At 75.0% G+C, this 23,586-nt stretch carries 19 protein-coding genes and 1 pseudogene; 9 read left to right on the top strand and 11 right to left on the bottom strand.

Translation table 11 applies throughout. From position 1 onward, the window contains the following. From dhaL to ileS, 4 genes are all read right to left on the bottom strand, one after another. Positions 1 to 652 (bottom strand): dihydroxyacetone kinase subunit DhaL (gene dhaL, locus ICW40_RS12955; protein WP_221654435.1); only part of this gene is annotated, 652 nt, incomplete at its 3' end. A 167-nt stretch (positions 653 to 819) separates the two neighbouring features. After that, a complete protein-coding gene (dhaK, locus tag ICW40_RS12960; RefSeq protein ID WP_221654436.1) occupies positions 820 to 1,815 on the bottom strand; it encodes a dihydroxyacetone kinase subunit DhaK in 996 nt (331 codons plus the stop codon). 180 nt (positions 1,816 to 1,995) lie between these two features. Beyond that, entirely contained in the window at positions 1,996 to 3,351 is a 1,356-nt protein-coding gene (locus ICW40_RS12965) for a bifunctional folylpolyglutamate synthase/dihydrofolate synthase (RefSeq protein WP_221654437.1), read from the bottom strand. Further along, a complete protein-coding gene (gene ileS, locus ICW40_RS12970; RefSeq protein ID WP_221654438.1) occupies positions 3,348 to 6,719 on the bottom strand; it encodes an isoleucine--tRNA ligase in 3,372 nt (1,123 codons plus the stop codon). The genes ICW40_RS12965 and ileS overlap by 4 nt, the downstream gene beginning before the upstream one ends. A 370-nt stretch (positions 6,720 to 7,089) precedes the next feature. On the opposite strand from ileS, the gene ICW40_RS12975 reads away from it, so the two are divergent. Then, positions 7,090 to 7,863, top strand: coding sequence for a MerR family transcriptional regulator (locus ICW40_RS12975; RefSeq protein WP_221654439.1), 774 nt, complete (start codon positions 7,090 to 7,092; stop codon positions 7,861 to 7,863). Positions 7,864 to 7,980: 117 nt separating this feature from the next. On the opposite strand, the gene ICW40_RS12980 is transcribed toward ICW40_RS12975, so the two are convergent. Together ICW40_RS12980 and ssuE are read right to left on the bottom strand one after the other, a co-directional pair. Then, on the bottom strand, positions 7,981 to 9,219 hold the full coding sequence (locus ICW40_RS12980; RefSeq protein WP_221654440.1) for an acyl-CoA dehydrogenase family protein: 1,239 nt from the start codon (positions 9,217 to 9,219) through the stop codon (positions 7,981 to 7,983). Between the two features lie 185 nt (positions 9,220 to 9,404). Beyond that, complete coding sequence (ssuE, locus tag ICW40_RS12985) at positions 9,405 to 9,965, bottom strand: NADPH-dependent FMN reductase (protein WP_221654441.1); 561 nt, start codon at positions 9,963 to 9,965, stop codon at positions 9,405 to 9,407. 527 nt (positions 9,966 to 10,492) lie between these two features. Between ssuE and ICW40_RS12990 the strand changes: the two genes are divergently transcribed. The 3 genes from ICW40_RS12990 (at position 10,493) to ICW40_RS21595 (ending at position 14,018) form a co-directional block, all read left to right on the top strand. Continuing rightward, complete coding sequence (locus tag ICW40_RS12990) at positions 10,493 to 11,215, top strand: hypothetical protein (RefSeq protein ID WP_221654442.1); 723 nt, start codon at positions 10,493 to 10,495, stop codon at positions 11,213 to 11,215. An 83-nt stretch (positions 11,216 to 11,298) separates the two neighbouring features. Further along, positions 11,299 to 13,374, top strand: coding sequence for a sensor histidine kinase (locus tag ICW40_RS21590; RefSeq protein WP_221654443.1), 2,076 nt, complete (start codon positions 11,299 to 11,301; stop codon positions 13,372 to 13,374). Further along, a complete protein-coding gene (locus tag ICW40_RS21595) occupies positions 13,371 to 14,018 on the top strand; it encodes a response regulator (protein WP_221654444.1) in 648 nt (215 codons plus the stop codon). The genes ICW40_RS21590 and ICW40_RS21595 overlap by 4 nt, the downstream gene beginning before the upstream one ends. Before the next feature lie 59 nt (positions 14,019 to 14,077). Here the strand turns inward: ICW40_RS21595 and ICW40_RS13005 are convergent, their stop codons facing one another. Together ICW40_RS13005 and ICW40_RS13010 are read right to left on the bottom strand one after the other, a co-directional pair. Continuing rightward, positions 14,078 to 14,824: an SDR family NAD(P)-dependent oxidoreductase gene (locus tag ICW40_RS13005; protein ID WP_221654445.1), complete on the bottom strand. Its 747-nt coding sequence runs from the start codon at positions 14,822 to 14,824 to the stop codon at positions 14,078 to 14,080. Continuing rightward, positions 14,821 to 16,155 (bottom strand): aspartate aminotransferase family protein, encoded by a 1,335-nt coding sequence (locus tag ICW40_RS13010; RefSeq protein WP_221654446.1) that lies wholly within the window; start codon positions 16,153 to 16,155, stop codon positions 14,821 to 14,823. Before ICW40_RS13010 ends, ICW40_RS13005 begins: the two co-directional genes overlap by 4 nt. Positions 16,156 to 16,253: 98 nt before the next feature. On the opposite strand from ICW40_RS13010, the gene ICW40_RS13015 reads away from it, so the two are divergent. The 5 genes and pseudogenes from ICW40_RS13015 (at position 16,254) to ICW40_RS13035 (ending at position 20,515) form a co-directional block, all read left to right on the top strand. Further along, entirely contained in the window at positions 16,254 to 16,724 is a 471-nt protein-coding gene (locus tag ICW40_RS13015) for a YbjQ family protein (RefSeq protein WP_221654447.1), read from the top strand. Between the two features lie 193 nt (positions 16,725 to 16,917). Next, positions 16,918 to 17,991 carry a putative F420-0 ABC transporter substrate-binding protein gene (locus tag ICW40_RS13020; protein ID WP_308121788.1) on the top strand — a complete coding sequence of 358 codons (1,074 nt, stop codon included), beginning with the start codon at positions 16,918 to 16,920 and terminating at the stop codon, positions 17,989 to 17,991. Continuing rightward, positions 17,988 to 19,073, top strand: a complete 1,086-nt coding sequence (locus tag ICW40_RS13025; RefSeq protein ID WP_221654448.1) for a putative F420-0 ABC transporter permease subunit — start codon at positions 17,988 to 17,990, stop codon at positions 19,071 to 19,073. The genes ICW40_RS13020 and ICW40_RS13025 overlap by 4 nt, the downstream gene beginning before the upstream one ends. After that, positions 19,070 to 19,660: pseudogene (locus ICW40_RS13030) on the top strand (ABC transporter ATP-binding protein); the annotation flags it as partial. The gene ICW40_RS13025 and the pseudogene ICW40_RS13030, both read left to right, overlap by 4 nt. Before the next feature lie 288 nt (positions 19,661 to 19,948). Further along, positions 19,949 to 20,515, top strand: coding sequence for an HhH-GPD-type base excision DNA repair protein (locus ICW40_RS13035; RefSeq protein ID WP_221654450.1), 567 nt, complete (start codon positions 19,949 to 19,951; stop codon positions 20,513 to 20,515). A 25-nt stretch (positions 20,516 to 20,540) separates the two neighbouring features. Here the strand turns inward: ICW40_RS13035 and cofE are convergent, their stop codons facing one another. From cofE to ICW40_RS13050, 3 genes are all read right to left on the bottom strand, one after another. Continuing rightward, a complete protein-coding gene (gene cofE / locus ICW40_RS13040) occupies positions 20,541 to 21,365 on the bottom strand; it encodes a coenzyme F420-0:L-glutamate ligase (protein WP_308121789.1) in 825 nt (274 codons plus the stop codon). Between the two features lie 7 nt (positions 21,366 to 21,372). Beyond that, on the bottom strand, positions 21,373 to 22,377 hold the full coding sequence (locus ICW40_RS13045) for a TIGR03557 family F420-dependent LLM class oxidoreductase (RefSeq protein WP_221654451.1): 1,005 nt from the start codon (positions 22,375 to 22,377) through the stop codon (positions 21,373 to 21,375). 64 nt (positions 22,378 to 22,441) lie between these two features. Further along, a partial coding sequence (locus tag ICW40_RS13050) for an FtsX-like permease family protein (RefSeq protein WP_221654452.1) occupies positions 22,442 to 23,586 on the bottom strand: 1,145 nt, incomplete at its 5' end.

Here is a 23,586-nt window from a genome sequence, read left to right on the forward strand (position 1 = left end):
CGGTGCCGTCGGTGCCCGCAGCTCCGGCGGCCTCGGCCGCGGCGCGCAGCAGCAGGGCCGACGACGCCGCACCCGGGTCCCGGTGCCCCGCGCTCCGCTCGCCCAGGTAGCTCGCCCGGCCCTTCGTCGCGACCAGCGGATCCGTCGCGACCGCACCCTCCTCGGCCGCTCGCGCGGCCGCCTCGAGCACCGCGGCGGGGTCGGCGCCCTCGGCCGCGGCGGACTGCGCCGCGGCCGCCGCGGGGCTCCACGCGTCGACCATGGTCTTCTCGCCCGTCGTCGCCTTGCCCCGCGCGACGATGCCCTCGAGGCCCGCCTCGACCATCGCGACGACGGCGGCGGAGTCGAGCGCCTCGAGGCCGGTGACCTTGGCGGCCCGCAGGTAGGCGGTGCCGTAGAGCGGCCCGGCGGCCCCGCCGACCGTCGACATCAGGGTCGTCGCGACGAGCTTGAGCACGTCACCCACCTGAGCGGGCGGCGCCTCGAGCGCGTCGAGACGGTCGACGACGGCCGCGAAGCCGCGGTTGAGGTTCTCGCCGTGGTCGCCGTCGCCGATCTGCCGGTCGAGCTCGCTGAGCTCCACCCGGTGCTCGGCGACCACCTGCGCGGTGCGGCGCACCCACTCCTGCGCCCAGCCGACGTCCAGAGCCATGATCCTCCTCCGCGTCACCCGCGGAGCCTCCCGGCCCGCGGCCCCATCCGTCGCCCCCCGGCCCGTCGCCGACGGCGGCGGGCGTGCCGTCAGCCTGCCACGCGGCGGACGCCGGTGTTCACCGGTGCCCTAGGGGCACGGCTGCCGGGCGCCCGCCGCCCGGCCGGTCACCAGCGCAGGGCGGCGGTGCGCACCGGGGCGTCCCACAGCGTCGTGAGCTCGTCGTCGAGGCGCAGCACGGTCACCGAGGCGCCCTGCATCTCGAGCGACGTGACGTAGTTGCCCACGAGCGAGCGGGTCACCTGAGCGCCCCGCCCCTCCAGGAGGCGCCGGGCCGCCCGGTAGACGACGTAGAGCTCGGACAGCGGTGTCCCGCCCATGCCGTTGACGAGCAGCAGCACCTGGTCCTCGCCCGTGATGCCGAGGTCGTCCATGACCGGTGTCGTGAGGAGCTCGGTGATCTCGTCGGCCCCCGCCATGGGGATCCGGCGCCGGCCGGGCTCGCCGTGGATGCCGATGCCGATCTCGATCTCCTGCTCCGTGAGCTCGAAGCTCGGCGTCCCCGCGTGCGGCACGGTCCCCGCGGCGAGCGCGACGCCCATCGAGCGCACCGAGCCGACGACGCGCTCGGCGACGGCCGCGACCCCCGCGAGGTCGTCGCCCCGGTCCGCCGCCGCCCCGGCGATCTTCTCGACCAGGAGGGTGCCCGCGACGCCGCGCCGGCCGGCCGTGTAGAGGGAGTCCTCGACCGCGACGTCGTCGTTGACAATCACGGTGCGGACCTCGACGCCCTCGGCGTCGGCGAGCTCGGCGGCGGTCTCGAAGTTCAGCACGTCGCCCGTGTAGTTCTTGACGATGTGCAGCACGCCCGCGCCGCCGTCGACAGCGGTGGTCGCGGGGGCGATCGCGTCGGGCGTGGGCGAGGTAAACATCGCACCCGGCACGGCCGCGTCGAGCATGCCCGCACCGACGAAGCCCGCGTGCAGGGGCTCGTGCCCGCTCCCTCCGCCGCTGACCAGCCCGACCTTGCCCTGGACGGGGGCGTCCGCGCGCACGACGAACAGCGGGTCGGTGTGGACGCGCACCAGGTCGGCGTGCGCCTGCCCGAACCCCTCGACCGACTCGTCCACCACGCGCGCCGGGTCGTTGATCAGCTTCTTCACCGCTGCTCCCATCAGCCGGCCGGTCGCGGCGTCGTCGCCGCGCACCGGGTGCCCACGGCCCGGGGGGTCGGGCCCATGGTCAGCATTCGCCGGTCGCCGAACGACGGTCAAGGGGAAGCCGTGCACCGACCGTGCACATCCGTGCACGGTCGGTGCGGCGCCCCGTCGGCGAGCGGCGGTTCAGGGGCGGCCGAAGAGCAGGCGCGCCTCGGCGGCCATGGTCACGGAGCCGGTGACGAGCACGCCCGCACCCGTCGGGGAGCCGTCCGTGCCGCCCTCCGAGAGCTCGACCGCGAGCGAGATCGCCTCGTCCAGCCGCTCGACGGCGTGCACCCGGTCCTCGCCGAACACGTCGCGCGCGATCTCCGCGAGGTCGTCGACGTCGTGCGCGCGGGGGCTGCCCGACCGCGTGACGACGACCTCGTCGAGGAGCGGCTCGAGGCCGGCGAGGACCTGCTCGGCGTCCTTGTCCTCGAGGATCCCCACGACCCCCACGAGACGAGCGAACGTGAACGCCTCCTGGACGGCAGAGGACAGCGCCTCGACCCCCGCCGGGTTGTGCGCGGCGTCGACGAGCACCGTCGGCGACCGACGGACCACCTCGAGCCGCCCGGGCGAGTCCATCGCGCCGAAGGCCGCCTCGACCGTCGGCCCCGACAACGCACCGCCGTCCCGCAGGAGCGCCTCGACCGCGGCGAGCGCGAGCAGCGAGTTCTGCGCCTGGTGGGCGCCGTGCAGCGGCAGGAAGATGTCGGCGTAGACCGCGGCCTGCGTCCGCAGGACGACGAGCTGGCCGCCGACGGCGACCTGGCGCTCGACGACCTCGAGGTCGACGCCCTCGCGCAGCACGCGCGCGCCGCGCTCGGCGGCCGCCGCGAGCACCACCCCCTCGGCGTCCTCCCGCTGGGCGGCGAGGACCAGGGTCGTGCCGTCCTTGATGATCCCGGCCTTCTCCCCCGCGATGTCGACGAGCTCGTGCCCCAGCCACCGCTCGTGGTCGTGCGCGATCGGCGTGATGACCGCGACGTCGGCCTCCACGACGTTCGTCGCGTCGGTCCGGCCGCCCAGCCCGACCTCCACGACGGCGACGTCGACCGGGGCGTCGGCGAAGGCCGCGAACGCCATCACGGTGAGCACCTCGAAGAAGCTCAGGCGGGGCCCGCCGCGCTCCTGCGAGCGCTGGTCGACCATGTGCACGTAGGGCGCGACGTCCTGCCACAGCTCGACGAAGCGCTCGTCGCTCACCGGCTCGCCGTCGATCGCGATCCGCTCCGTGACCGAGGTCAGGTGCGGGCTCGTGAAGCGGCCAGTGCGCAGGCCGTGCTCGCGCAGCAGCTGCTCGACCATCCGGCTCGTCGACGTCTTGCCGTTGGTCCCGGTCACGTGGACGACGCGGTACGCGCGCTGGGGGTTCCCGAGCAGGTCGCAGACCTCGAGCACGCGGTCGAGGGTGTACTCGAAGTCGTGCTCGGGCATCCGCTCGAGGATGCCCGCGTAGACCTCGCGGAGCTCGTCGCTGCCGCCGCCGACGCTCATGCCGCACCGCCCGCGACGGCGAGCCGCACGCCCACCTGGCCGGCCGGCGTGCCGGCCTCGACCTCGAGCGCGGCCGCGAGGGTCTCCCGGGCGATCATGTCCCGGTGGGCCTCGACGGACGCCCGGTGCTCCTCGGCGACCGTGAGCGCGAGCCGGATGCGGTCCGTGACCTGCAGCCCGGCGGCCTTGCGCTCGTCCTGGACGGCACGGACGACGTCGCGCGCGAAGCCCTCCGCGCGCAGGTCGTCGTCCAGGGCGGTGTCCAGGAGCACGACGCCCCCGTCGGCGAGCACGGCCGCGACGCGGTCGTCACCCGCACCCTCGGCGACGACCGTCGAGAGCGTGTACTCGTGCGGCTCGAGCGCGACGTCGCCGTCGGCCGTGCGCACCACGACGCCGCCGTCGGCCGAGGACCAGTCCCCCGCCTTGGCCGCCCGGATGACCGCCTGGACGCCGCGGCCGAGGCGCGGGCCCGCGGCGCGCGCGTTGACGTCGAGGCGCGAGGTGATGCCCAGCTCCGCCGGACCCACCTCGGCGAGGTCCACGAGCGTCACGTGCTTGACGTTGAGCTCGGCCCGGATGAGGCCGACGTAGGGCTCGACGCCGGCCGGGTCGGCGAGGGCGACGCCGAGCTCGCGCAGCGGCTGCCGCACGCGCAGGCCGTTGGCCTTGCGCAGCCCGAGCGTCACGGACACGATCTCGCGGACCTGGTCCATGGCCGCGACGAGCGCGTCGTCGGCGACGAGCACGGGCTCGACCTCCCACCGGCCCACGACCGCGGACCCCTCACCCGTGTCGGCGGCGGGGTACCGGTCGCCGTCCTCCGCGGGCACGACCGTCGCCGGCCAGTCGGTGAGGTGCACGCTGCGCCCACCGGTCAGCCCCCGCCAGATCTCCTCGGTCGTCAGCGGCGCGAGCGGCGCCATGACGCGGGTGAGGACCTCGAGCGCGGTCCACAGCGTGTCGAACGCGTCGTCGTCCTCCTGCCAGAACCGGTCGCGCTGCGTGCGGACGTACCAGTTGGTCAGCACGTCGAGGTGCTCGCGGACCGCCTCGCACGCGCCGGGCACGTCGTACTCGTCGAGCTGGCGCGTCACCGTCTCGACGAGGTCGCGCGTCCGGGCGAGCAGGTAGCGGTCGACGGGCGGCAGCCCGGCGACGCGCGACGGGTCGACGCGCTGCGCCCGGTAGCCCTCGCCCGCACGGGCGGCACCGGCGTACAGCGTGAAGAAGTACCAGGTGCTCCACAGCGGCAGGAGCACCTGGCGCACACCGTCGCGGATGCCCTCCTCCGTCACGACGAGGTTACCGCCGCGCAGGATCGGGGACGCCATGAGGAACCAGCGCATCGCGTCGGAGCCGTCGCGCTCGAACACCTCGCGGACGTCCGGGTAGTTGCGCAGCGACTTGCTCATCTTGCGGCCGTCCGAGCCGAGCACGATGCCGTGCGACACCGACGTGCGGAACGCCGGCCGGTCGAAGAGCGCCGTCGCGAGCACGTGCAGCGTGTAGAACCAGCCGCGCGTCTGGCCGATGTACTCGGTGATGAAGTCGCCCGGGTAGTGGTGCTCGAACCAGTCCGCGTTCTCGAACGGGTAGTGCACCTGCGCGAACGGCATCGAGCCCGAGTCGAACCAGACGTCGAGGACGTCGGGGATCCGGCGCATGGTCGAGCGACCGGACGGGTCGTCCGGGTTGGGCCGGGTCAGCTCGTCGATGAAGGGGCGGTGCAGGTCGCTCACCTCGACGCCGAAGTCGGCCTCGAGCTCCGCGATCGAGCCGTAGACGTCGGTCCGCGGGTACGCCGGGTCGTCGCTCACCCACACCGGGATGGGCGTGCCCCAGTACCGGTTGCGGGAGATCGACCAGTCGCGTGCGCCGGCGAGCCACTTGCCGAACTGGCCGTCGCGGATGTGCTCGGGCACCCAGGTGATCTCCTGGTTCAGCTCGACCATCCGGTCGCGGAACTCGGTCACGCGCACGAACCAGCTCGAGACCGCCCGGTAGATCAGCGGGTTCCGGCAGCGCCAGCAGTGCGGGTAGGAGTGGTCGTAGGTCTCGTGGCGCACGACGACGGCGCGCTGCGGCGCGGCGACGTCGGCCAGCGGGCCGCTGCCCGCCTTGAGGTCGGCGATGATCGCGGCGTTCGCCTCGAACACCTGCACGCCCGCGTAGTCGCGGACCTCTGGCGTGAAGCGGCCCTTGCTGTCGACCGGGACGATCGGGGTGATGCCCGCCGCGTCGCACACCGCCATGTCGTCCTCGCCGAACGCCGGCGCGAGGTGCACGATGCCCGTGCCGTCCTCGGTCGTGACGAAATCGCCGGGGAGCACCTGGTGCGCGTTCGGGTGCCGCGCGAAGTACCCGAACGGCGGGGTGTACCGGCGCCCGACGAGCTCCGCGCCCTTGATCCGGTGGTTCCCGTGCTTGTCGGTGAGCACCTGCGCCTGGTCGTCCGCCTCGCACGCGTCGCCCGCGACGGTGCCGGCGACCGCGCCGAGCTCGCGCTCGTACGCGCCGAGCCGCGACTCGGCGAGCAGCACGACCTCGCCCGCGAGGCGCGAGCTCTTGGCGGGGCACACCCGGACGTAGTCGATGTCCGGCCCGACGGCGAGCGCGAGGTTGGACGGGAGGGTCCAGGGCGTCGTCGTCCACAGCAGCGCGAGCTCGCCCGTCTCCAGCCGCACGCCGACGGTGAGCGCCGGGTCCTGGCGGGAGGCGTAGACGTCGTCGTCCATGCGGAGCTCGTGGTTCGACAGCGGCGTCTCGTCGCGCCAGCAGTACGGCAGCACGCGGTAGCCCTCGTAGGCCAGCCCCTTGTCGTAGAGCTGCTTGAACGCCCAGAGGACCGACTCCATGTAGCTCGTGTCGAGGGTCTTGTAGTCGTTCTCGAAGTCCACCCACCGGGCCTGGCGGGTGACGTAGTCCTGCCACTCGTCGGTGTAGCGCAGGACGGACTCGCGGCAGACCTTGTTGAAGGCCTCGATGCCCATCTCGTCGATCTGCGACTTGTCGGTGATGCCCAGGACGCGCTCGGCCTCGAGCTCTGCCGGCAGCCCGTGCGTGTCCCACCCGAAGCGGCGCTCGACGCGGCGGCCGCGCTGCGTCTGGTACCGGCCGACGATGTCCTTGGCGTAGCCCGTGAGCAGGTGGCCGTAGTGCGGCAGACCGTTGGCGAAGGGCGGCCCGTCGTAGAAGACGAACTCGTTGGCGCCGTGCTCGCCCGCCTCGCGCTGGTCGACCGACGCCTGGAAGGTGCCGTCCTGCGCCCAGTGCGCGAGGACGTCCTTCTCGAGGGCCGGCAGGTCCGGGGACGCGGGCACGGGCGTGCCGTCCGGGCGGTGCAGGGGGTACGAGGGGTGGGACATCGGGTGCTCCTGGTACGTCGACACGGTCCGGCGGGTCCTGCTGCCACATCGTGCGAGGACGACTCCCCGCGACCTCTGCAGGTCGCCGGTCACCGCGGTACCACCCCGCTTGCCGCCGCCTGCCGCCCCGGGGGACGGACGACGTCGACCGCTCGTCGAGGCTGTGACGGGCCCACCCGTCCGGTTCTAGTGAGGCGCTCGGCCGATGGTCCGGCCGCATGCCCGTTCTTCCGGAGGCTCGCCGGTGATGGCCGGGTCGACGCCTGTGCGCACGATGCTACTCGCGTCGCCCGGGCGCACCATGCCCTTGCTCCTTGAGCTTGACGTAGCGTCAACTCGTAGCGTCGTCGACGTCCGAAGGAGAGGTGCCATGCCGACGAGGACCCGGACCGAGTGGTCCATCCAGGAGGTCGCCCGGCTGACCGGGGTCACGAGCCGCACCCTGCGGCACTACGACGCCGTCGGCCTGCTGCCGCCGAGCCGCGTCGGCGACAACGGGTACCGCTGGTACGACGCGCTCACGCTCGTCCGCCTCCAGCGCGTCCTCGTGCTGCGGGGCCTCGGTCTGCCGCTGCCCGCCATCGCGCGGGCGCTGGACGACGAGCAGGACACGCTCGCCGCCCTGCGGGACCACCTCTCCCGGCTCCGCACCGAGCAGGAGCGCCTGACCCGACGCGCGGCGTCGGTCGAGCGGACGATCACCACGCTGGAAGAGGGAGGACGGCTCATGGCCGAGGACATGTTCGACGGGTTCGACCACACGCAGTACAAGGAGGAGGTCACCGAGCGCTGGGGCGAGGACGCGTACGCGTCCGGCGACCGCTGGTGGCGCGGCATGTCGCCCGCCGAGCAGCAGGTGTGGCAGGAGCGCGCGGCGCGCCTGGCGACCGACTGGGCGGAGGCGGCCGCACGCGGCGTGGAGCCGGCGTCGGACGAGGCGCAGGCGCTCGCGCAGCGGCACGCCGACTGGCTCAGCGGTATCCCGGGCACCCCTGGGCACGGCACCGGTCGACCCGCGAAGGAGTACCTCGTCGGCCTCGGCGAGATGTACGTCGCCGACGAGCGCTTCGCGAAGACCTACGGCGGTACCGAGGGCGCCACGTTCGTCCGCGACGCGCTGCGCGTCTACGCCGACAGCATGTGACCGCACCCGGGCGACGCACGAACCCACCGCCGAGGTCGACATCCGCGGCCGAGGTCGACAGCTGCGGCTGTCGACCTCGGGCCCCGGTGTCGGCCTCGGCGGCCGGTCAGGTACGGGTCACGTGTACCAGGTGGGCTCGGGGATCTCGTCGAGGAGGGCGAAGAGACCGACCTCCCGGCGCTTGTACGGGATCGGGTCGTGCAGCGAGTGCGTGCGCACGTTGCGCCAGAACCGGTCCAGGCCCACGGAGCTCGCCGTCGCGCGGGCGCCCGTCACCTCGTAGATGCGGGTCCCGATCTCCAGGCCGACGTCGACCGCGCGCTGCTTGGCCGCCGCCACGAGCACCGCGACCTCGCCGCGTGCACGCGGCTGGAGCCCGTCCGGGTCGGCGTGCAGCGCCTGGAGCGCCTGACCCGCCCGGTCGCCGAGCGCCTGCGCCGCCCACAGCTTGGACTGCAGGTCGCCGTAGGCGTCGAGGACGTACGGCTCGTCGACGCCGCGCTCCCGGTCGTCTCCCCCGTACGGCCACGGACGCGTCCGCTCGCGCGTGTAGGCGAGTGCGGTCCGCAGGCCGCCCTGCGCGATGCCGAGGTAGAAGTTGGTGAAGACGAGCTGGATCGCCACGAGCGTCACGGTGTTGTACGTCCGGCCCTGGAACTGCTTGTCCACCCATCCGAGCGCCGCCGACCAGGGCAGCACGACCTCGGTGATCGTCACGCTCCCCGACTCGGTCAGACGCTGGCCGAGCGCGTCCCAGCCGTCGTGGAACGTGATGCCGACGTGGTCGGACGGCGCGAGTGCGAACACGTGCTCGTCGTGCCCCGCGACCGCCGCCTCGAGCCACGTGACGTCCGAGACCTTGGAGCCGGTCGAGAACGTCTTGTGGCCCGAGAACGCCAGGTCGCCCCCCAGGTCGACCGCGACGAGGTCGTCGTCGCGCGGGTTGACGGCGCCCCCGAAGAACCAGCCCTCGCGGGTCGCCCGGCCGATGATCTGCTCGGCCTGGTCCGGCGTCCCGAAGAACGCCGGCAGCTGCGACCACAGGTAGTGGTAGCCGAGCAGCTGCCCGATCGACCCGTCGCCCTCGGCGACCCTGCGGATCACCTGGTAGGCGGTCTCCCAGCTCTGCCCGGCGCCCCCCTGCGCCGTCGGGCCGAGCAGCGTCACGAGGCCGGCCTGCTTGAGCAGCCTCACCTCGTCGTGCGGTGTCACGAGCGCGCGGTCGCGCTCGACCGCGTCGACCTCGAGGATCGCGGCGACCTCCTCGGCCCGCCGCACCCACCCCTCGGGCGTCGTGGGGGCCGCGGTCCCGGCCCACGGAGAGGCGAGGAGCGCCTCGCTCGTCGTGATGGTCATACTGCTCCTTGCGTGATGGAGAGCACCCCGTCCTGGACGGGGTGCGGCGTACCCACCGGCGGCAACCGGTGGGTGGGCGCCGGGCGGACTGGCAGGTCCGCCCGGCGCCGCTCACGCGGCCCGGGCCTGGCAGGGCCGGGGCCACGCCCGCCGCGCGATCACCGCGGCGGAGGTCGTGCGGCCGGTCAGGCCGACGCGAGCGCCGGCTCGAGCGCGACCTCGCCGATCGCGGCGCGGAAGCCCGCCGCCGTCCGGGCGATGCAGTCGCGTGCGGTCTCGTCCACGAGCACCGGCCCGCCGGAGACGTGGTCGATGTGGGTGTCCAGCACGAACCGGCCGGTCGTGATGTGCCGGGCGCCGAGCGAGACGAGGACGGGCCGGAGCGAGTAGTCGATCGCGAGCAGGTGCGCGACCGTCCCGCCGGTGGCGAGCGGCAGCACGACCTTGCCCTGCAGCGCCGACTGGGGCAGCAGGTCGAGGAAGACCTTGAGCAGGCCCGAGTAGGACGCCTTGTAGATGGGGGTCGCCACCACGAGCGCGTCGGCCGCGATGACCTGGCGCACGGCCGCGGCGATGTCCGGGTCGGCCGTGTCTGCGGCCAGGAGCGCCTGCGCGGGCAGCTCGCGCAGCGCCAGGAGGGTGACGTCGTGGCCGTCGAGCGCGAGCTCGTCCCCGACGTGCTGCGCGAGCGCGGAGGTACGGGAGCGGGCGGACGGGCTGCCGGTGAGGATGAGGATGGAGGCCATCGGAGGTCCTTCGAACGGGCGACGCGAGCGTCGGGCAGGGCGTGAGCGGCGGAGGTGGCGACGGGCGAGCCGTCTGGGCACGGCGGCAACCGTGACGGTGAGGGCGTGCGCGTCCGCGGGGTCGCGGAGGCGACGGGGACCGGGACGTCCCGCGGGCGAGCGGGAGTCCGGTCAGGAGGCGGCGGTCAGCGGGCCCGGACGGGCCGGGCGGTGCGCCTCGGAGGGCCGGCGGTCAGCGACAGCAGCCGGCGACGAGCCCCGTGGACATGCACATTCGTGCGGCGGCGAGGTCGCGCGGCACGGTCTGCAGTCGGACGGAGGTCATGGGAAGACGATGACAGCCGTGACCGATGGCTGAAACCCCAGTCTTGTCATCCGGACAAGTCGTCCGATGACCTGGCCGATCGGTGCCTGGGTCAGGTGCCCGACGACCCGGGCTCGACGCCCTGGTGCCCGGGACACCGCCCGCCCGAGGGTGCTCGGGTCCGACCACGGCGGCCCCCACCGCCCCGTCACCTGGAGAACCGATGTCCCTGCACGCCCCCTCGCCCACCTCCGCCCCGGCGCCGGCAGCCGGCACCGACGCCGCCCCCGCCGCCGCCCGTGCCACGTCCTCCGGCCGGCGTCCCCGCGCCTGGGCCGTGACCGGCGCCGTCGCCGGCCTGCTCGGTGCCGTCTCCATGGAGGCGTCGATGCGCCTCGGGGAGAACTGGGAGCAGACCGCGGGAGACCCCGACGCGATCGTCGCCGACCTGGCGGGACGCATCCCGACGCTGCTCGTGTTCCACACGGCGACGGTGCTGGCCGCCGTGCTCGCGATCGTCTTCGCCGCCGGTCTGCGCCGACGGCTCGCCGAGCGGCTGCCGGCGGCCAGCCTGCTGCCGACGGTCGCGCTCGGCGGGCTCCTCCTGGTCTCGGTCGCGGGCCTCATGGGCAGCGGCCTGGACACGCAGTTCCTGTTCGCGCTCGGCGAGCCGACCATGACCGTGGCGTCGAGCGTCGCGTTCTGGAACGAGTGGCTCGCGACGATCTCGTGGCTGTGGGTCGGCGCCGGCGTCGCGGGCGTCGCGCTCGCCGTCGCGGCGCTGCGGCACCGCGCCGCACCGCGCTGGATCGGCTGGGTGAGCGTGGTCCTCGGCGGGCTCACCCTGCTGCTCGGCGTCTCGCCCCTGCAGTACATGGCGGGCATGACCGGTCCGCTGTGGATGCTCGTCGTCGCCCTCGGGTTCGCCGTCGGCGACCGTCGCTGAGGCATGCTGGAGAACATCGGGTCACCGGACGCCGCACACCGGCGGTGTTCCGCGCCGGCCCCCGAACCCCTACCGTGAGCGCCGTGAGCGTGCCGCCCGCCCCCGTCGCGGGGGCGGGCGCGCCGCACGCCCCTGACGGCGGTGCCGACGCCCCCGACGGTGCCGGCGGTGCCGGCCGTACCGACGCTGGGAGGCTCCCCCGGGACGACGGGCTCCCCCGGACCGCGGCGGGCGTCGCCGTGCTCTCGTGGTCCCTGGCCGTGCTGGCCCTGACCCTGCACCTCGCGTCCGGCGTGGGGTTCGGGAACGCGGACGTCCTCTTCCTCCTCGTGGACGTCACCGTCGCCGCGGTGTACGGCACGGTCGGCGCCGTGCTCCTGAGTCGCCGCCGCCACGCCGTGGGCGGCCTCGTGGGCCTCGCGGGCGTGGGCGGCGGCGTCTCCGCCCTCGGCGGCGCCTGGTCGGCCTGGGGCGCGACCCACCCCGGGTCGCCCGTGCTCCCCGGCCTCGCCGACGCGTACGGCTGGGCCTGGATCCCCGGGACGTTCGCCCTCTTCCTCGTCGTGCCGTGGCTCGTGCGCGACCACCCGCTCACCCTCGCCTCCCGGCTGGGGCTCGCGGCGGGCGTCGCGACGACGCTCGCGCACACGGCCGTACGCCTGCTCATCCCTGCCTCGAGCTCCATGACGCTCGTCGGGGTGGCGGTCGTCGTCGGGCTCGTGACGGCGGCGGCGGTCGCGCACCGGCGGTTCCGGGGGCCGGCCGAGGAGCGCCGCGGCCTCGGCCTGCTCGCGCTCGGCACCGGCCTCATGGCCCTGTCCTTCGTGCCGCTCCTCGCCGTCGACTCCGCACCCGAGGTCGTGCTTGCGGTCCCCGTCCTGCACCTCGTCTGCCAGGCGTTGTTCCCGGCCGCGCTCCTCGTCTCGGTGCTCCGCAACCGCCTCTGGGGTCTCGACCTCGCGCTGAGCCGGGCCACGATCGCCGCCCTGCTCACGCTCGGGCTCGTCGGCGCCTACCTCGCGCTCGTGGGCGCCGTCACCCTGCTGGTCGACAGCCGGCCCGCGGCCCAGCTGGTCGCGGCGGTCGGCGTCGCGCTGGCCGTGCAGCCGCTGCGCACGTGGCTGCAGCGGCGCGTGCACCGCCTGGTCTACGGCGACGGCGGCGACCCGGGGCGGGCGGCCCTGCGCCTGGGCCGGCAGATGTCGACGGCCACGGGCGAGGAGCTGCTCGAGGTCCTCGTGCGCAGCGTCGGCGAGGCGCTCGCGCTCGAGTCGGTGCGCGTCACGGTGCGCGGTGCCGAGGCGCTCGACGTCACCTGGGGCGTCCCGACGTCGCCCGGCACCACGCTGCCCGTGGAGAGCGGGGGCCGCACGCTCGGCGAGGTCGCGGTGACCCCGCGACCGGGCGAACGGCTCGACGCACGGACGCGCGACGCGCTCGGCCAGCTGCTGCCCGTCGTCGCGTCGGGCGTGGCGCTGAGCCTCGGCGCGCTCGAGCTGCGCCGCGCGCGCGACGCGGTCACGCGCGTCCGGCTCGAGGAGCGCCGCGTGATCCGGCGCGAGATCCACGACGGACTCGGCCCGTGGCTCACCGGCCTGCGGCTCGGGCTGCAGGGCGCCATCAACCTCCTGCCGCGCGACCCCGAGGCGGCCGGGCGCGTCCTGACGGAGCTCGCGGCCGAGGCCGAGCACCGCGTGCAGGACGTGCGCTCCCTCTCGCGCAGCCTGCTGCCGCCCGCGCTCGACGAGCTCGGCCTCGAGGCCGCGCTCGGCGAGCTCGTCGCGCGGCACGCCGCGGAGGGCTTCGACGTCCGGCTCCGCTGCGCCCCGTGCACGGGCCTCGACCCCGACCTCGCCGCCGCGGCCTACGCGGTCGCGGCCGAGGCCGTGCTCAACGCCGCCCGCCACAGCGGGACCCGGACGTGCGGGCTCGTGGTCGACCTGACGGACGACCTCCTCGTGGTCACCTGCGAGGACCACGGCGTGGGGCTCGCGCCCGACGCCGCACCCGGCGTCGGCACCCGCTCGATGCACGAGCGGTGCGCGGAGCGCGGGGGAACCCTCGAGCGGTCCGACCTCGGCCCCGGCACCCGCGTGCGGGCGGTCCTGCCGCTGACCGCGCTCGTCCCCGGCTCGACGTCGAGCGAGGTCCTGGTGTGAGCGTCCGCGTCGCCGTCGTCGACGACCACCCGGTGTTCCGCATCGGGCTGGCGGCCCTGCTCGACTCGCTCGACGGCATCGACGTCGTCGCGCAGGCCTCGGGCGCCGAGGACGCACGTGCCCTGCTGGCGGGGACCACTGTCGACGTCGTCGTGATGGACCTCGACCTCGGGGACGGGTCGGGCGTCGACGTCACCCGCGACCTGGTGCGTGCCCGCCCCGGCGTCGGCGTGCTCGTCGTCTCGATGCACGAGGACGACGACGCGGTCGTCGCCGCGATCCGCGCCGGTGCGCGCGGGTACCTCGTGAAGTCGGCGTCGCCCGCGCAGGTCGAGCGCGCGGTGCGTGCCGTGGCCGACGGCGAGATGATCCTCGCGCCCGCCGTCGCGCAGCGCGCCATGGCTTACGTGCTCGGCGGGCGGGCGGGCGCACGGGTGCCGTTCCCGACGCTGACCGACCGCGAGCGCGAGGTGCTCGACCTCGTCGCCGCGGGGCTGGACAACCAGGTGATCGGCCGCCGTCTCGCGCTCAGCCCGAAGACCGTGCGCAACCACCTGGCGAACGTGCTGACGAAGCTCGGGGTCCCGGACCGCTCGGCGGCGATCGTCCGGGCGCGCGCCGAGGGGCTCGGCGGCACGCCCTGAGGTCCGAGGACGGTCCGACGACGGCCCGACGGGTGCGGCGGCGCGCGGGCGCACCGGCGTCAGTCGCGGGCGACCTGGGTGTTCGAGACCTGGGCGCGCGGCCGGATCACGAGCGTGTCCACGTTCACGTGGTGCGGCCGCGTCAGCGTCCACACAATCGCGTCGGCGACGTCCTCGGCGACGAGCGGCTCGGCGACGCCCGCGTAGACGGCGGCCGCCCGCTCGGCGTCCCCGCCGAAGCGCGTGAGCGAGAACTCGTCCGTCCGGACCATGCCCGGGGCGATCTCGATGACGCGCACCGGCTCGCCGATGAGCTCGAGGCGCAGCGTGGTCGCGATCTGCCGCTCGGCGTGCTTGGCGGCCACGTATCCCCCGCCACCCGGGTAGGTGCCGTGCGCGGCCGTCGACGTGAGCACGACGACGTCGCCGCGACCGCTCGCCCGCAGCGCGGGCAGGAGTCCCTGCGTGACCCGGAGGGTGCCCAGCACGTTGACGTCGAACATCGCCTGCCAGTCGCTGACGGCCCCGGACGCGACCGGGTCCGCGCCGAACGCGCCCCCGGCGTTGTTGACGAGCGCGTGGACCGCGCCCGAGGACGTGACCTCGTCGACGAGGGTCGCCACGTCGTCGTCGGACGTGACGTCGCACGCGACCGGGATCGCGCCGGTCTCGGCGGCGAGCGCCGCCAGGCGGTCCGCGCGGCGCGCGACGGCGACCACGTCCCAGCCCTCGGCCCGGAGCCGGCGCACGGTCGCGGTACCGATCCCGGACGAGGCGCCCGTGACGACCGCACGCAGCGCGCTCATCGGACGCCCTCCTGCTCGACCGCGGTCAGCGCGTCGTCGTAGATCGCGAGCGCCCGCCCCACCTCGTCGTCCGTCACGACGCACGGCGGCACGACGTGGACGCGGTTGTCGACGACGAACGGCAGCAGCCCACGCTCGAGGAGCGCGGCCTTGAGCCGGCCCATGACGGCGCCGCTCACCGGCTCGCGCGAGACGTGGTCGGTCACGAGCTCGAGCGCCCAGAACACGCCGAGCCCGCGGACCTCGCCGATGACGGGGTGCCGCGTCGTGAGGTCGTGGAGCCCCGGGCCCAGCACGTCCGCGCCGATGCGCGCGGCGTTCGCGACGACGCCCTCGCGCTCCATCGCGTCGAGGGCCGCGACGACGGACGCCATCCCGAGCGGGTGCCCCGAGTACGTCAGGCCGCCCGGGAAGACGCGGTCGTCGAAGGTCGCGGCGATCTCGTCCGAGATGACGACGCCGCCGACGGGCACGTAGCCCGAGTTGACGCCCTTGGCGAAGGTGATGAGGTCCGGCCGCACCTCGAAGGCGTCGAGGGCGAACCAGTGGCCCGTCCGGCCGAACCCGGCCATGACCTCGTCGAGCACGAGCACGATGCCGTACCGGTCCGCGAGCGCACGCACGCCCGCGAGGTAGCCCGGCGGCGGGACCAGGACGCCGGCGGTCCCGGGGATCGTCTCGAGCAGGATCGCCGCGACGGTGGCCGGCCCCTCCGCCTGGATCACCCGCTCGAGGTGGTGCAGCGCGCGCTCGGCCTCCTCCTCGGGCGTCGTCGCCCAGAACTCCGTGCGGTACAGGTAGGGCCCGAACACGTGCACGTGGCCGCGGGCGTAGCGGTTCGGGACGCGACGCCAGTCGCCGGTCGCGACGATCGCCACCCCCGTGTTGCCGTGGTAGGAGCGGTAGGTCGAGATCACCGTGTCGCGGCCCGTGTGCAGCCGCGCCATCCGGACCGCGTTCTCCACCGCGTCGGCGCCGCCGTTGGTGAAGAAGACCTTGGACATCCCCTCGGGTGCGCGGGCCGCCACGGCGGCGGCCGCCTCGCCCCGGACGAGGGAGGTGTGCGCGGGCGAGACCGTGGGGAGGACCGCGGCCTGCTCCTGGATCGCGGCGACCACGGCCGGGTGCGCGTGCCCGATGTTGGTGTTGACGAGCTGGCTCGAGAAGTCGAGATAGCGGCGGCCGTCGTGGTCCCAGACCTCGCACCCCGATCCCCCGGCGACGGCGAGCGGTGCCGGACCGGCCTGGGCGGACCAGGACCGGAACACGTGCGCGCGGTCGAGCTCGAGCGCGCGGCGCCCGGCATCGGGGTCGTGGGACGGCTCGGGCATCGCGGCTCCTCCTCGGCTCTCGCGCCACGGGCGGCCGACGACGACCGCGCCGCGCGGGCGCACGCCGCCCACCCTAGGCGTGTGACAGCATCGGGCCCATGATCGTGGTGACGACGAACGACATCCCCGGCTACCGCGTCGAGGCGGTGCTCGGCGAGGTCATGGGCCTGACGGTGCGCAGCGCGAACATGGGCGCCAACTTCACGGCGTCCTTCCGCGCGATGGGCGGCGGCGAGATCACCGAGTACACCCAGCTCGTCTACCAGAGCCGCCAGGAGGTCATGCACCGCATGGTCGAGGAGGGGCGGCGCCGAGGCGCCAACGCGATCGTCGCGATGCGGTTCGACAACGGCTCGATCGGCCAGGCGTTCACCGAGGTCTGCGCGTACGGCACGGCCGTCGTCGTCGAGCCCATCCCGGCCGGGGAGCCCGGCTCCACGGACCAGTCCGCCCACTTCGCCGGGGCCGCGAGCCAGCCCTACGCCCAGCCCCACGGCGGCGCGACGCCGGCGCTGCCCGTCCAGGCGCCGCCGTCGCAGTTCGCACCGCCGCCGCCGCCCGCCGGCTGAGCGGCCACCCGACCGACCCTCGGGACGCACCCACGCCCGGCCCGCCGCACGGGCGGGGCAGAGACCCGATGGGACCTACGATGTGACCCGGACCCGGGACCGCGCACTGGCCCCGTCCCCGGCCTGGCACTGGGCCGTGGTCCGTCCGCCGGCAGATGGCCGGCCGCCCCCTCGTCACCGACCTGGAGCACCCGTGCGCCTCGACCCAGTGCCCCCGCGCGTCCCGCGCGCCACGCCGCCGCTCGCTCGTCCCCGCGGCCGCCACGCCGCGGCCGCCACGGCGTTCGTCGCCGTGCTCGCCCTCACCGGCTGCGCCGGGTCGACGACCCCCGGCGGCGCGCCCGACGACGCGTCCGCCGGACCCCCGGCGACGTCCGACGCCACGACCGGGTTCCCCCTGACCCTCGAGAACTGCGGTGTCGAGGTGACCCTCGACGCGCCGCCCGAGCGGGTCGTCACCATCAAGTCCAGCGCGACCGAGATGGTGCTCGCCCTCGGCGCGGGCGAGCGCATCGTGGGCACGGGGTTCCCCGACGGCCCCGCGCCCGCGGAGCTGGCCGACGAGGCGGGCGACCTGCCCGTGCTCTCCGACAAGGTGCCCGCGGCCGAGGTGGTCCTCGAGGCGCTGCCCGACCTCGTCTACGCCGGGTGGGAGTCGAACCTCACGGCCGAGGGAGCGGGCGACCGCGCGGTTCTCGCCGACCTCGGCGTCGCGACGTACGTGTCGCCGTCCGCCTGCAAGGACCCGGCCCACCGGCCCGAGCGCCTGTCCTTCGACGACGTCTTCGCGGAGATCACCGAGACGGCCGCGCTGCTGGGCGTGCCCGACGAGGGCGCCGCGCTCGTCGCCGAGCAGCGGGAGGCGCTCGCGGCGGTGGAGCCGGACGACCGGGGGCTCACGGCGCTGTGGTACTCGTCGGGCACGGACGTGCCGTACGTCGGCGCGGGCATCGGCGCGCCGCAGATGCTCCTCGACGCCGTGGGCCTGACCAACATCGCAGCGGGCGTGCCCGACACGTGGGCGTCGTTCAGCTGGGAGCAGGTCGCCCAGGACGACCCGGACGTCATCGTGCTGGTCGACTCAGCCTGGAACAGCGCCGACAAGAAGCGGGAGCTCCTGGCGACGAGCCCGGCGACGGCCAACCTCACCGCCGTCCGCGCGGAGCGCTACCTCGTGGTGCCGTTCGCGGCCTCGGAGGCGGGCGTGCGCAACGTCGAGGCCGCGGCGGACCTGGCCGAGCAGCTCGCCGCGCTCGACCTCGGATGACGGCTGCCGCGCAGGCGGTCCGCCCGACGACGTCACGCCCGCGCCGGACCGTCCCGACCGCGGTCGCGGTCGTCGTCGCGCTCGCCGTGCTGGTCCTGTCCGTCACGGTGGCCGTGACCGTCGGGCCCGCCGGCATCGCGGCCGGCGACGTGTGGGGCTCGGTCGCGCACCACGTCGACGACCTGCTCACCGGGCGCCGGACCGAGGCGCCGCTGGGCCCGCTGCTCGACGGGATCGTGTGGGACCTGCGCCTCCCTCGTGTGCTCACGGCGGCCGCCGTCGGCGCCGGCCTCGCGGTCGCGGGCGCCGTCATGCAGAGCCTGACGCGCAACCCGCTGGCCGACCCCTACCTGCTGGGCCTGTCCTCGGGCGCCTCGCTGGGCGCGGTCGCCGTGCTCGTCCTGGGCGTCGGCGTGCTGCTGCCCGTGGCCGCGTTCGTCGGCGCCGTCGTCGCGCTCGCCGCGGCGCTCGGCCTCGCCGGCTCGCTCGGCACGCTGACGCCGGCGCGGACGATCCTCGCCGGCCTCGCCGTCGCGCAGCTGTGCTCGGCCGGCACGTCCTTCGTCATCTTCTGGTCCGCGACGGGCGACTCCTACCGCGAGATCCTCGCGTGGCTCATGGGCTCGCTCGCGGGCGCGGGCTGGGCGTCGGTGGCGATCGCAGGGCTGGCCGTCCTGGTGCTCGGCGGCCTCCTCGTGCTGACGGGCCGCACCCTGGACGCGTTCGCGTTCGGCGACACCGCGGCGGCCGCGCTGGGCGTGCACGTCGCGCGCACGCGCTGGACGCTGCTCACCGTCGTCGCGCTGCTCACCGGCGCGCTCGTCGCGGTGAGCGGCTCCATCGGCTTCGTCGGGCTGATCCTGCCGCACGGCGTGCGCCTCCTCGTCGGCGCGGCGCACCGGCGGCTCCTGCCGGTCGCCGCGCTCGCGGGCGCGACCTTCCTGGTCTGGGCGGACACCGCGGCGCGGTCGCTGTTCGAGCCGCGCGAGCTCCCCGTGGGCATCGTCACGGCCTTCCTGGGGGCACCCGTCTTCGCGCTCCTCCTGTGGCGGCGCCGGTCCAGCACGCAGGCGCTCGGATGAGCCTCGAGCTCGACCGCCTCGCGTGGTCCGTCGCGGGCGCGCTCATCGTGGACGGCGTCGACGCCACGCCGCCCCGCGGGGCGCTCACCGGCCTCCTCGGCCCCAACGGCGCGGGCAAGTCGAGCCTCCTGCGGCTCGTCGCCGGCGTCACGGCGCCCGACGCCGGCACCGTGCGGCTCGAGGACGTCGACCTCCTGGCGCTGGGCCGGCGGGAGCGGGCTCGCCGGGTCGCTCTCGTCGAGCAGGACTCGGTCGCCACCGCGCCGCTCACGGTGCGCGACGCGGTGCTGCTCGGCCGCACGCCGCACGGGTCGCGGTGGGGTGGGCTCACGCCGGAGGACCACGCGATCGCCGACGGGGCGCTCCGTGAAGCGGGGGCCGAGGCGTTCGGGCCGCGGCTCCTCGGCACGCTCTCGGGCGGCGAGCGGCAGCGCGTGCACCTCGCGCGTGCCCTCGCGCAGGAGCCGGAGCTCCTGCTGCTCGACGAGCCGACGAACCACCTGGACGTGCACGCCCAGCTCGACACGCTCGGCGTCGTCCGAGGGCTGACCCGCCGCGGCGTGACCGTGGTCGCGGCGCTGCACGACCTCAACCTCGCCGCGCAGGCCTGCGACCACGTGGTGCTCCTGGACCGGGGCCGCGTCGTCGCGGCCGGTCCCGTGCCCGAGGTGCTGCGGCCCGAGGTGATCGAACCGGTCTACCGCGTGCGCTGCGTGGTGCTCGAGCACCCCGAGACCGGCCGCCCGGTCCTGACCTTCGCCCCGGCCGGCTGACGGACGGCCAGGGGCTCGGCACGGGCGGGGCACGCCTGGCACCATGGCGACCAGGACCGGCCGTGCGGCCGGCGGACCGCAGCACGTGAGGGGCGCAGACGGATGCCGTTGAGGATCACGGGCCTGCCGGAGGCCGACACCGTGCTGGACGACCACGCGTTCGCCCTGGTCACCGGCATGCTGCTCGACCAGCAGTACCCGATGGAGCACGCGTTCCGCGGGCCCTGGAAGATCCTGGAGCGCTTCGGCACGCTCGACCCGGCTGCCATCGCCGACGCCGACCCCGACGCCTTCGTCGCGATGGCCACGACGCCGCCCGCGATCCACCGGTACGGGCGCGCGATGGCCGCGCGGGTCCAGGAGCTCGCTCGCCTCGTCGTCGACGAGTACGACGGCGACGCGGCACGGATCTGGACGACGGCGACGTCGTCGGCCGAGCTCTTCCGGCGCGTGAAGGCCCTGCCGGGGTTCGGCGAGCAGAAGGCGAAGATCTTCGTGGCGCTGCTCGCGAAGCAGCTCGACGTGCGCCTCGAGGGCTGGGAGGCGCTCGTCGGCGACTACGCGCTCGAGGGCTACCGCTCGGTCGCTGACGTGACCGACCCGGACAGCCTCCAGCGCGTCCGAGCGACCAAGAAGGCCGCGAAGGCGGCGGCCAAGGCGCAGGCCTGACGCCTCGCGCGGCGGCCGGCTGCGCTCAGGACGGGCTGACGCGCCCGCCGACGTCGTCCCGCGCCGCGACGCCGGCCGCGTAGCCGCGCGCGTACGCCTCGGCGCTGCCCTCGCGGAACATGTCCTCGGCCGCGGGACGCACGAGCACGCGCGCGCCCTCGCCGTCGTCGTCGGCCGCGAGCACGTGCCGACCGAGCCCGCGCACCACCGTGACGGGCCGCTGCGACGTCTTGCCCGCGAGGAGCTCGGCGACGCTCGCGAGCTCGTCGGCGACCGCGGTGACCGTGACGTCGAGGCGGCGCCCGTGGTGGTCGTCGTGGCCCCGCAGGTCCTCGAGCACGGCCACCCCCGCCGCCCCGATCGCGAGGTCCACGAGCCCGCGGCGCCAGGCCCGCCCTGCCGTGTCCGTGACGACGACACCGAGGCGCGCGCCGGTCGCCGTCTGGAGGCGTGCGCGCAGCGCCCGCGCCGAGGCGTCCGGGTCGACCGGGAGCAGCAGCACGGTGCCGACCGGGGTGTTGCTCGCGTCCACGCCGGCCGCGGCCATGACCAGACCCAGCCGGTTCTCGACGATCCGCAGCGTCCCGCCGGGGTGCGCCCGGCTCGCGACCAGCCGGACGGTCTCGGCCGTGATCGCGTCCTCGCGGTCCGCGGCCGCGAGGACGCGACCCTCGGCCTTGGAGACGACCTTGCTCGTCACGACGACGACGTCGCCGTCGCGCAGCCCGCGGGTGCCGTCCGGCCAGTCCACGTCCTCGAGCACCGCGAGGAGGAGCGCGGCCAGGTCGTCGCCCGGGCGCACCTCGGGCACGCCGTCGGGCGCGACGGCGGCCAGGATCGCAGGGGTCACGCGGCGCTCAGCGGGACAGGTGCGGCAGCACGTCGCGGCCGAAGACCTCGATCCACTCGCGCTGGTTGCGGCCGACGTTGTGCAGGTAGACCCGGTCGAAGCCGAGGTCGACGTACTTCTGGATCGCGGCGCGGTGCACGTCCGGGTCGGCCGAGACGACCATGCGGCCCGTGAAGTCCTCGGGGCGCACCAGCTTGGCCATCTGCTCGAAGTCGAACGGCGAGCGGATGTCTCCCTTGGGGAACTTCATGCCGCCGTTGGGCCACTCGCGCAGCGCGTTGGTCATGGCCTCCTCGTCCGTCTCCGCCCACGAGAGGTGCACCTGCAGCACGCGCGGCATCGTCGACGGGTCCTTGCCCGCCTCGCGTGCGCCGTCCTCGAACTTGCCGAAGAGACCCGCGATCTTCTCGAGCGGCGCCCCGACGGTGATGAGCCCGTCGGCGTGCCGGCCCGCGCGCTTCGCCGTCACGGGCCCGGCGGTCGCCACGAGGATCTCGGGCGGCGTCTCGGGCATGGTCCACAGGCGCGTGGACTCCATCTTGTAGAACGTGCCCGAGTGCTTGACGTCCTTGCCGGCCGCCGACGCCGTGAACAGCTTGGTGATGAGGTCGATCGCCTCGAACATGCGGTTGATCCGCTCGGGCGCCTCGGGCCAGTAGCCCGCGATGATGTGCTCGTTGAGGGCCTCCCCCGAGCCGAGACCGAGCCAGTGCCGCCCCGGGTACATCGCGGCGAGCGTCGCCGAGGCCTGCGCCACCATCGCGGGGTGCCACCGGAACGTCGGCGCGGTCACGCCAGGGCCGATGTCCCCCTGCGTGCGCTCGCCGAGCGCGGCCAGCACGTTCCAGACGAAGGCGCTCTGGCCCTGATGAGGGACCCACGGCTGGAAGTGGTCGGCGGCCATGACGCCCGAGAACCCGTGCTGCTCGGCGAGCACGGACAGCTCGACCACCTCGGTCGGGTGGAACTGCTCCAGCATCGCCGCGTACCCGATGGTCAGCCCGTCACCCATGCGTCCTCCGTGTTCCTCCGCCGCCGCGCGGGTCCCCGCACCGGCCCACGGACGACCCTACGGCTCACTCGTAGGAGACGGCGTCGAGCACGTCCATCCGGGCCGCGCGCACTGCGGGGCCGACGGCCGCGACCGCGCCCACGACGACCGCGAGGGCGACGCCCAGCGCGAGCTGCTCCCACGGCACGACGAGCGTGCTGAGGCCCTCGTCCTCGAACACGGTCGGCAGGGTCGCGGCCAGGCCGGCGCCCACGGCGAGCCCCAGCACGGTGCCGAACACCGCCGTGAGCACCGACTCGATCGTGACGACGGACGCGAGCTGGAGCCGCCCGAGCCCGACGGCGCGCAGCAGCCCGATCTCACGCGTGCGCTCGGCGACCGACAGCGCGAGCGTGTTCACGATGCCGAGCACGGCGATGACCACCGAGAGGCCGAGCAGCGCGTAGAGGATCACGAGGATCTGGTTCACCTGGCCCGCGAGCTGGTCGGCGAACTCCTCGTTGTCCATCACGGAGACGACGACGTACGGGCGTGCGAGGTCGGTGAGGCCCGCGCGCACGTCAGCCAGGTCGGCGCCGTCGTCGGCCACCACGAACACCGTGTCGACCTGGCCCTCGCCCGGCGCCGCGACCGTGTCGTAGACCTCGTCCGGCAGGACGAGCGGCACGCTGATCGCGCGCGAGTCGATGACGGCGCCGACGGTCACGGTCGCCGTCCCGGCCGTGCCCTGGACGTCGAGCTCGTCGCCCAGGGCCCAGCCGCGCGTGCCGGCCGGACCGTCCTGCACCACGGCCTCGCCGCGCGCGAGGGCGTCGAGCGACCCGTCGACGAGCTCGACGTCGAGCGAGCGGCCGAAGATCCCCGCGGGGACGCCGACGACGAACGCGTCGTCGCCGTCGACCGCGACGCCCGTGACCCGCAGCGGGTCCGCCGCCGCGACGCCGTCGACCTCCCCGGCCGCGGCGACGAGGTCCGCCGGCACGTCGCGTGTCGCGGACCGCAGCAGCAGGTCCGCGGTCGACTCGTTCTCCACGACCGAGCGGGTCGACGCCTGGGTCGACGCGGCGATGACCGCGGCGGCCCCGACGAGGGCCATGCCGATCATGAGCGCGCCGGCCGTGCTCGCGGTGCGGCGCGGGTTGCGCGTCACGTTCCCGCGGGCGAGGCCGCCCAGCGGGCGCAGGAGGGCCACGACGGGCGCCGCGAGGC

Source organism: Actinotalea ferrariae (genome assembly GCF_019733465.1).
GTDB classification, from domain to species: domain Bacteria; phylum Actinomycetota; class Actinomycetes; order Actinomycetales; family Cellulomonadaceae; genus Actinotalea; species Actinotalea ferrariae_A.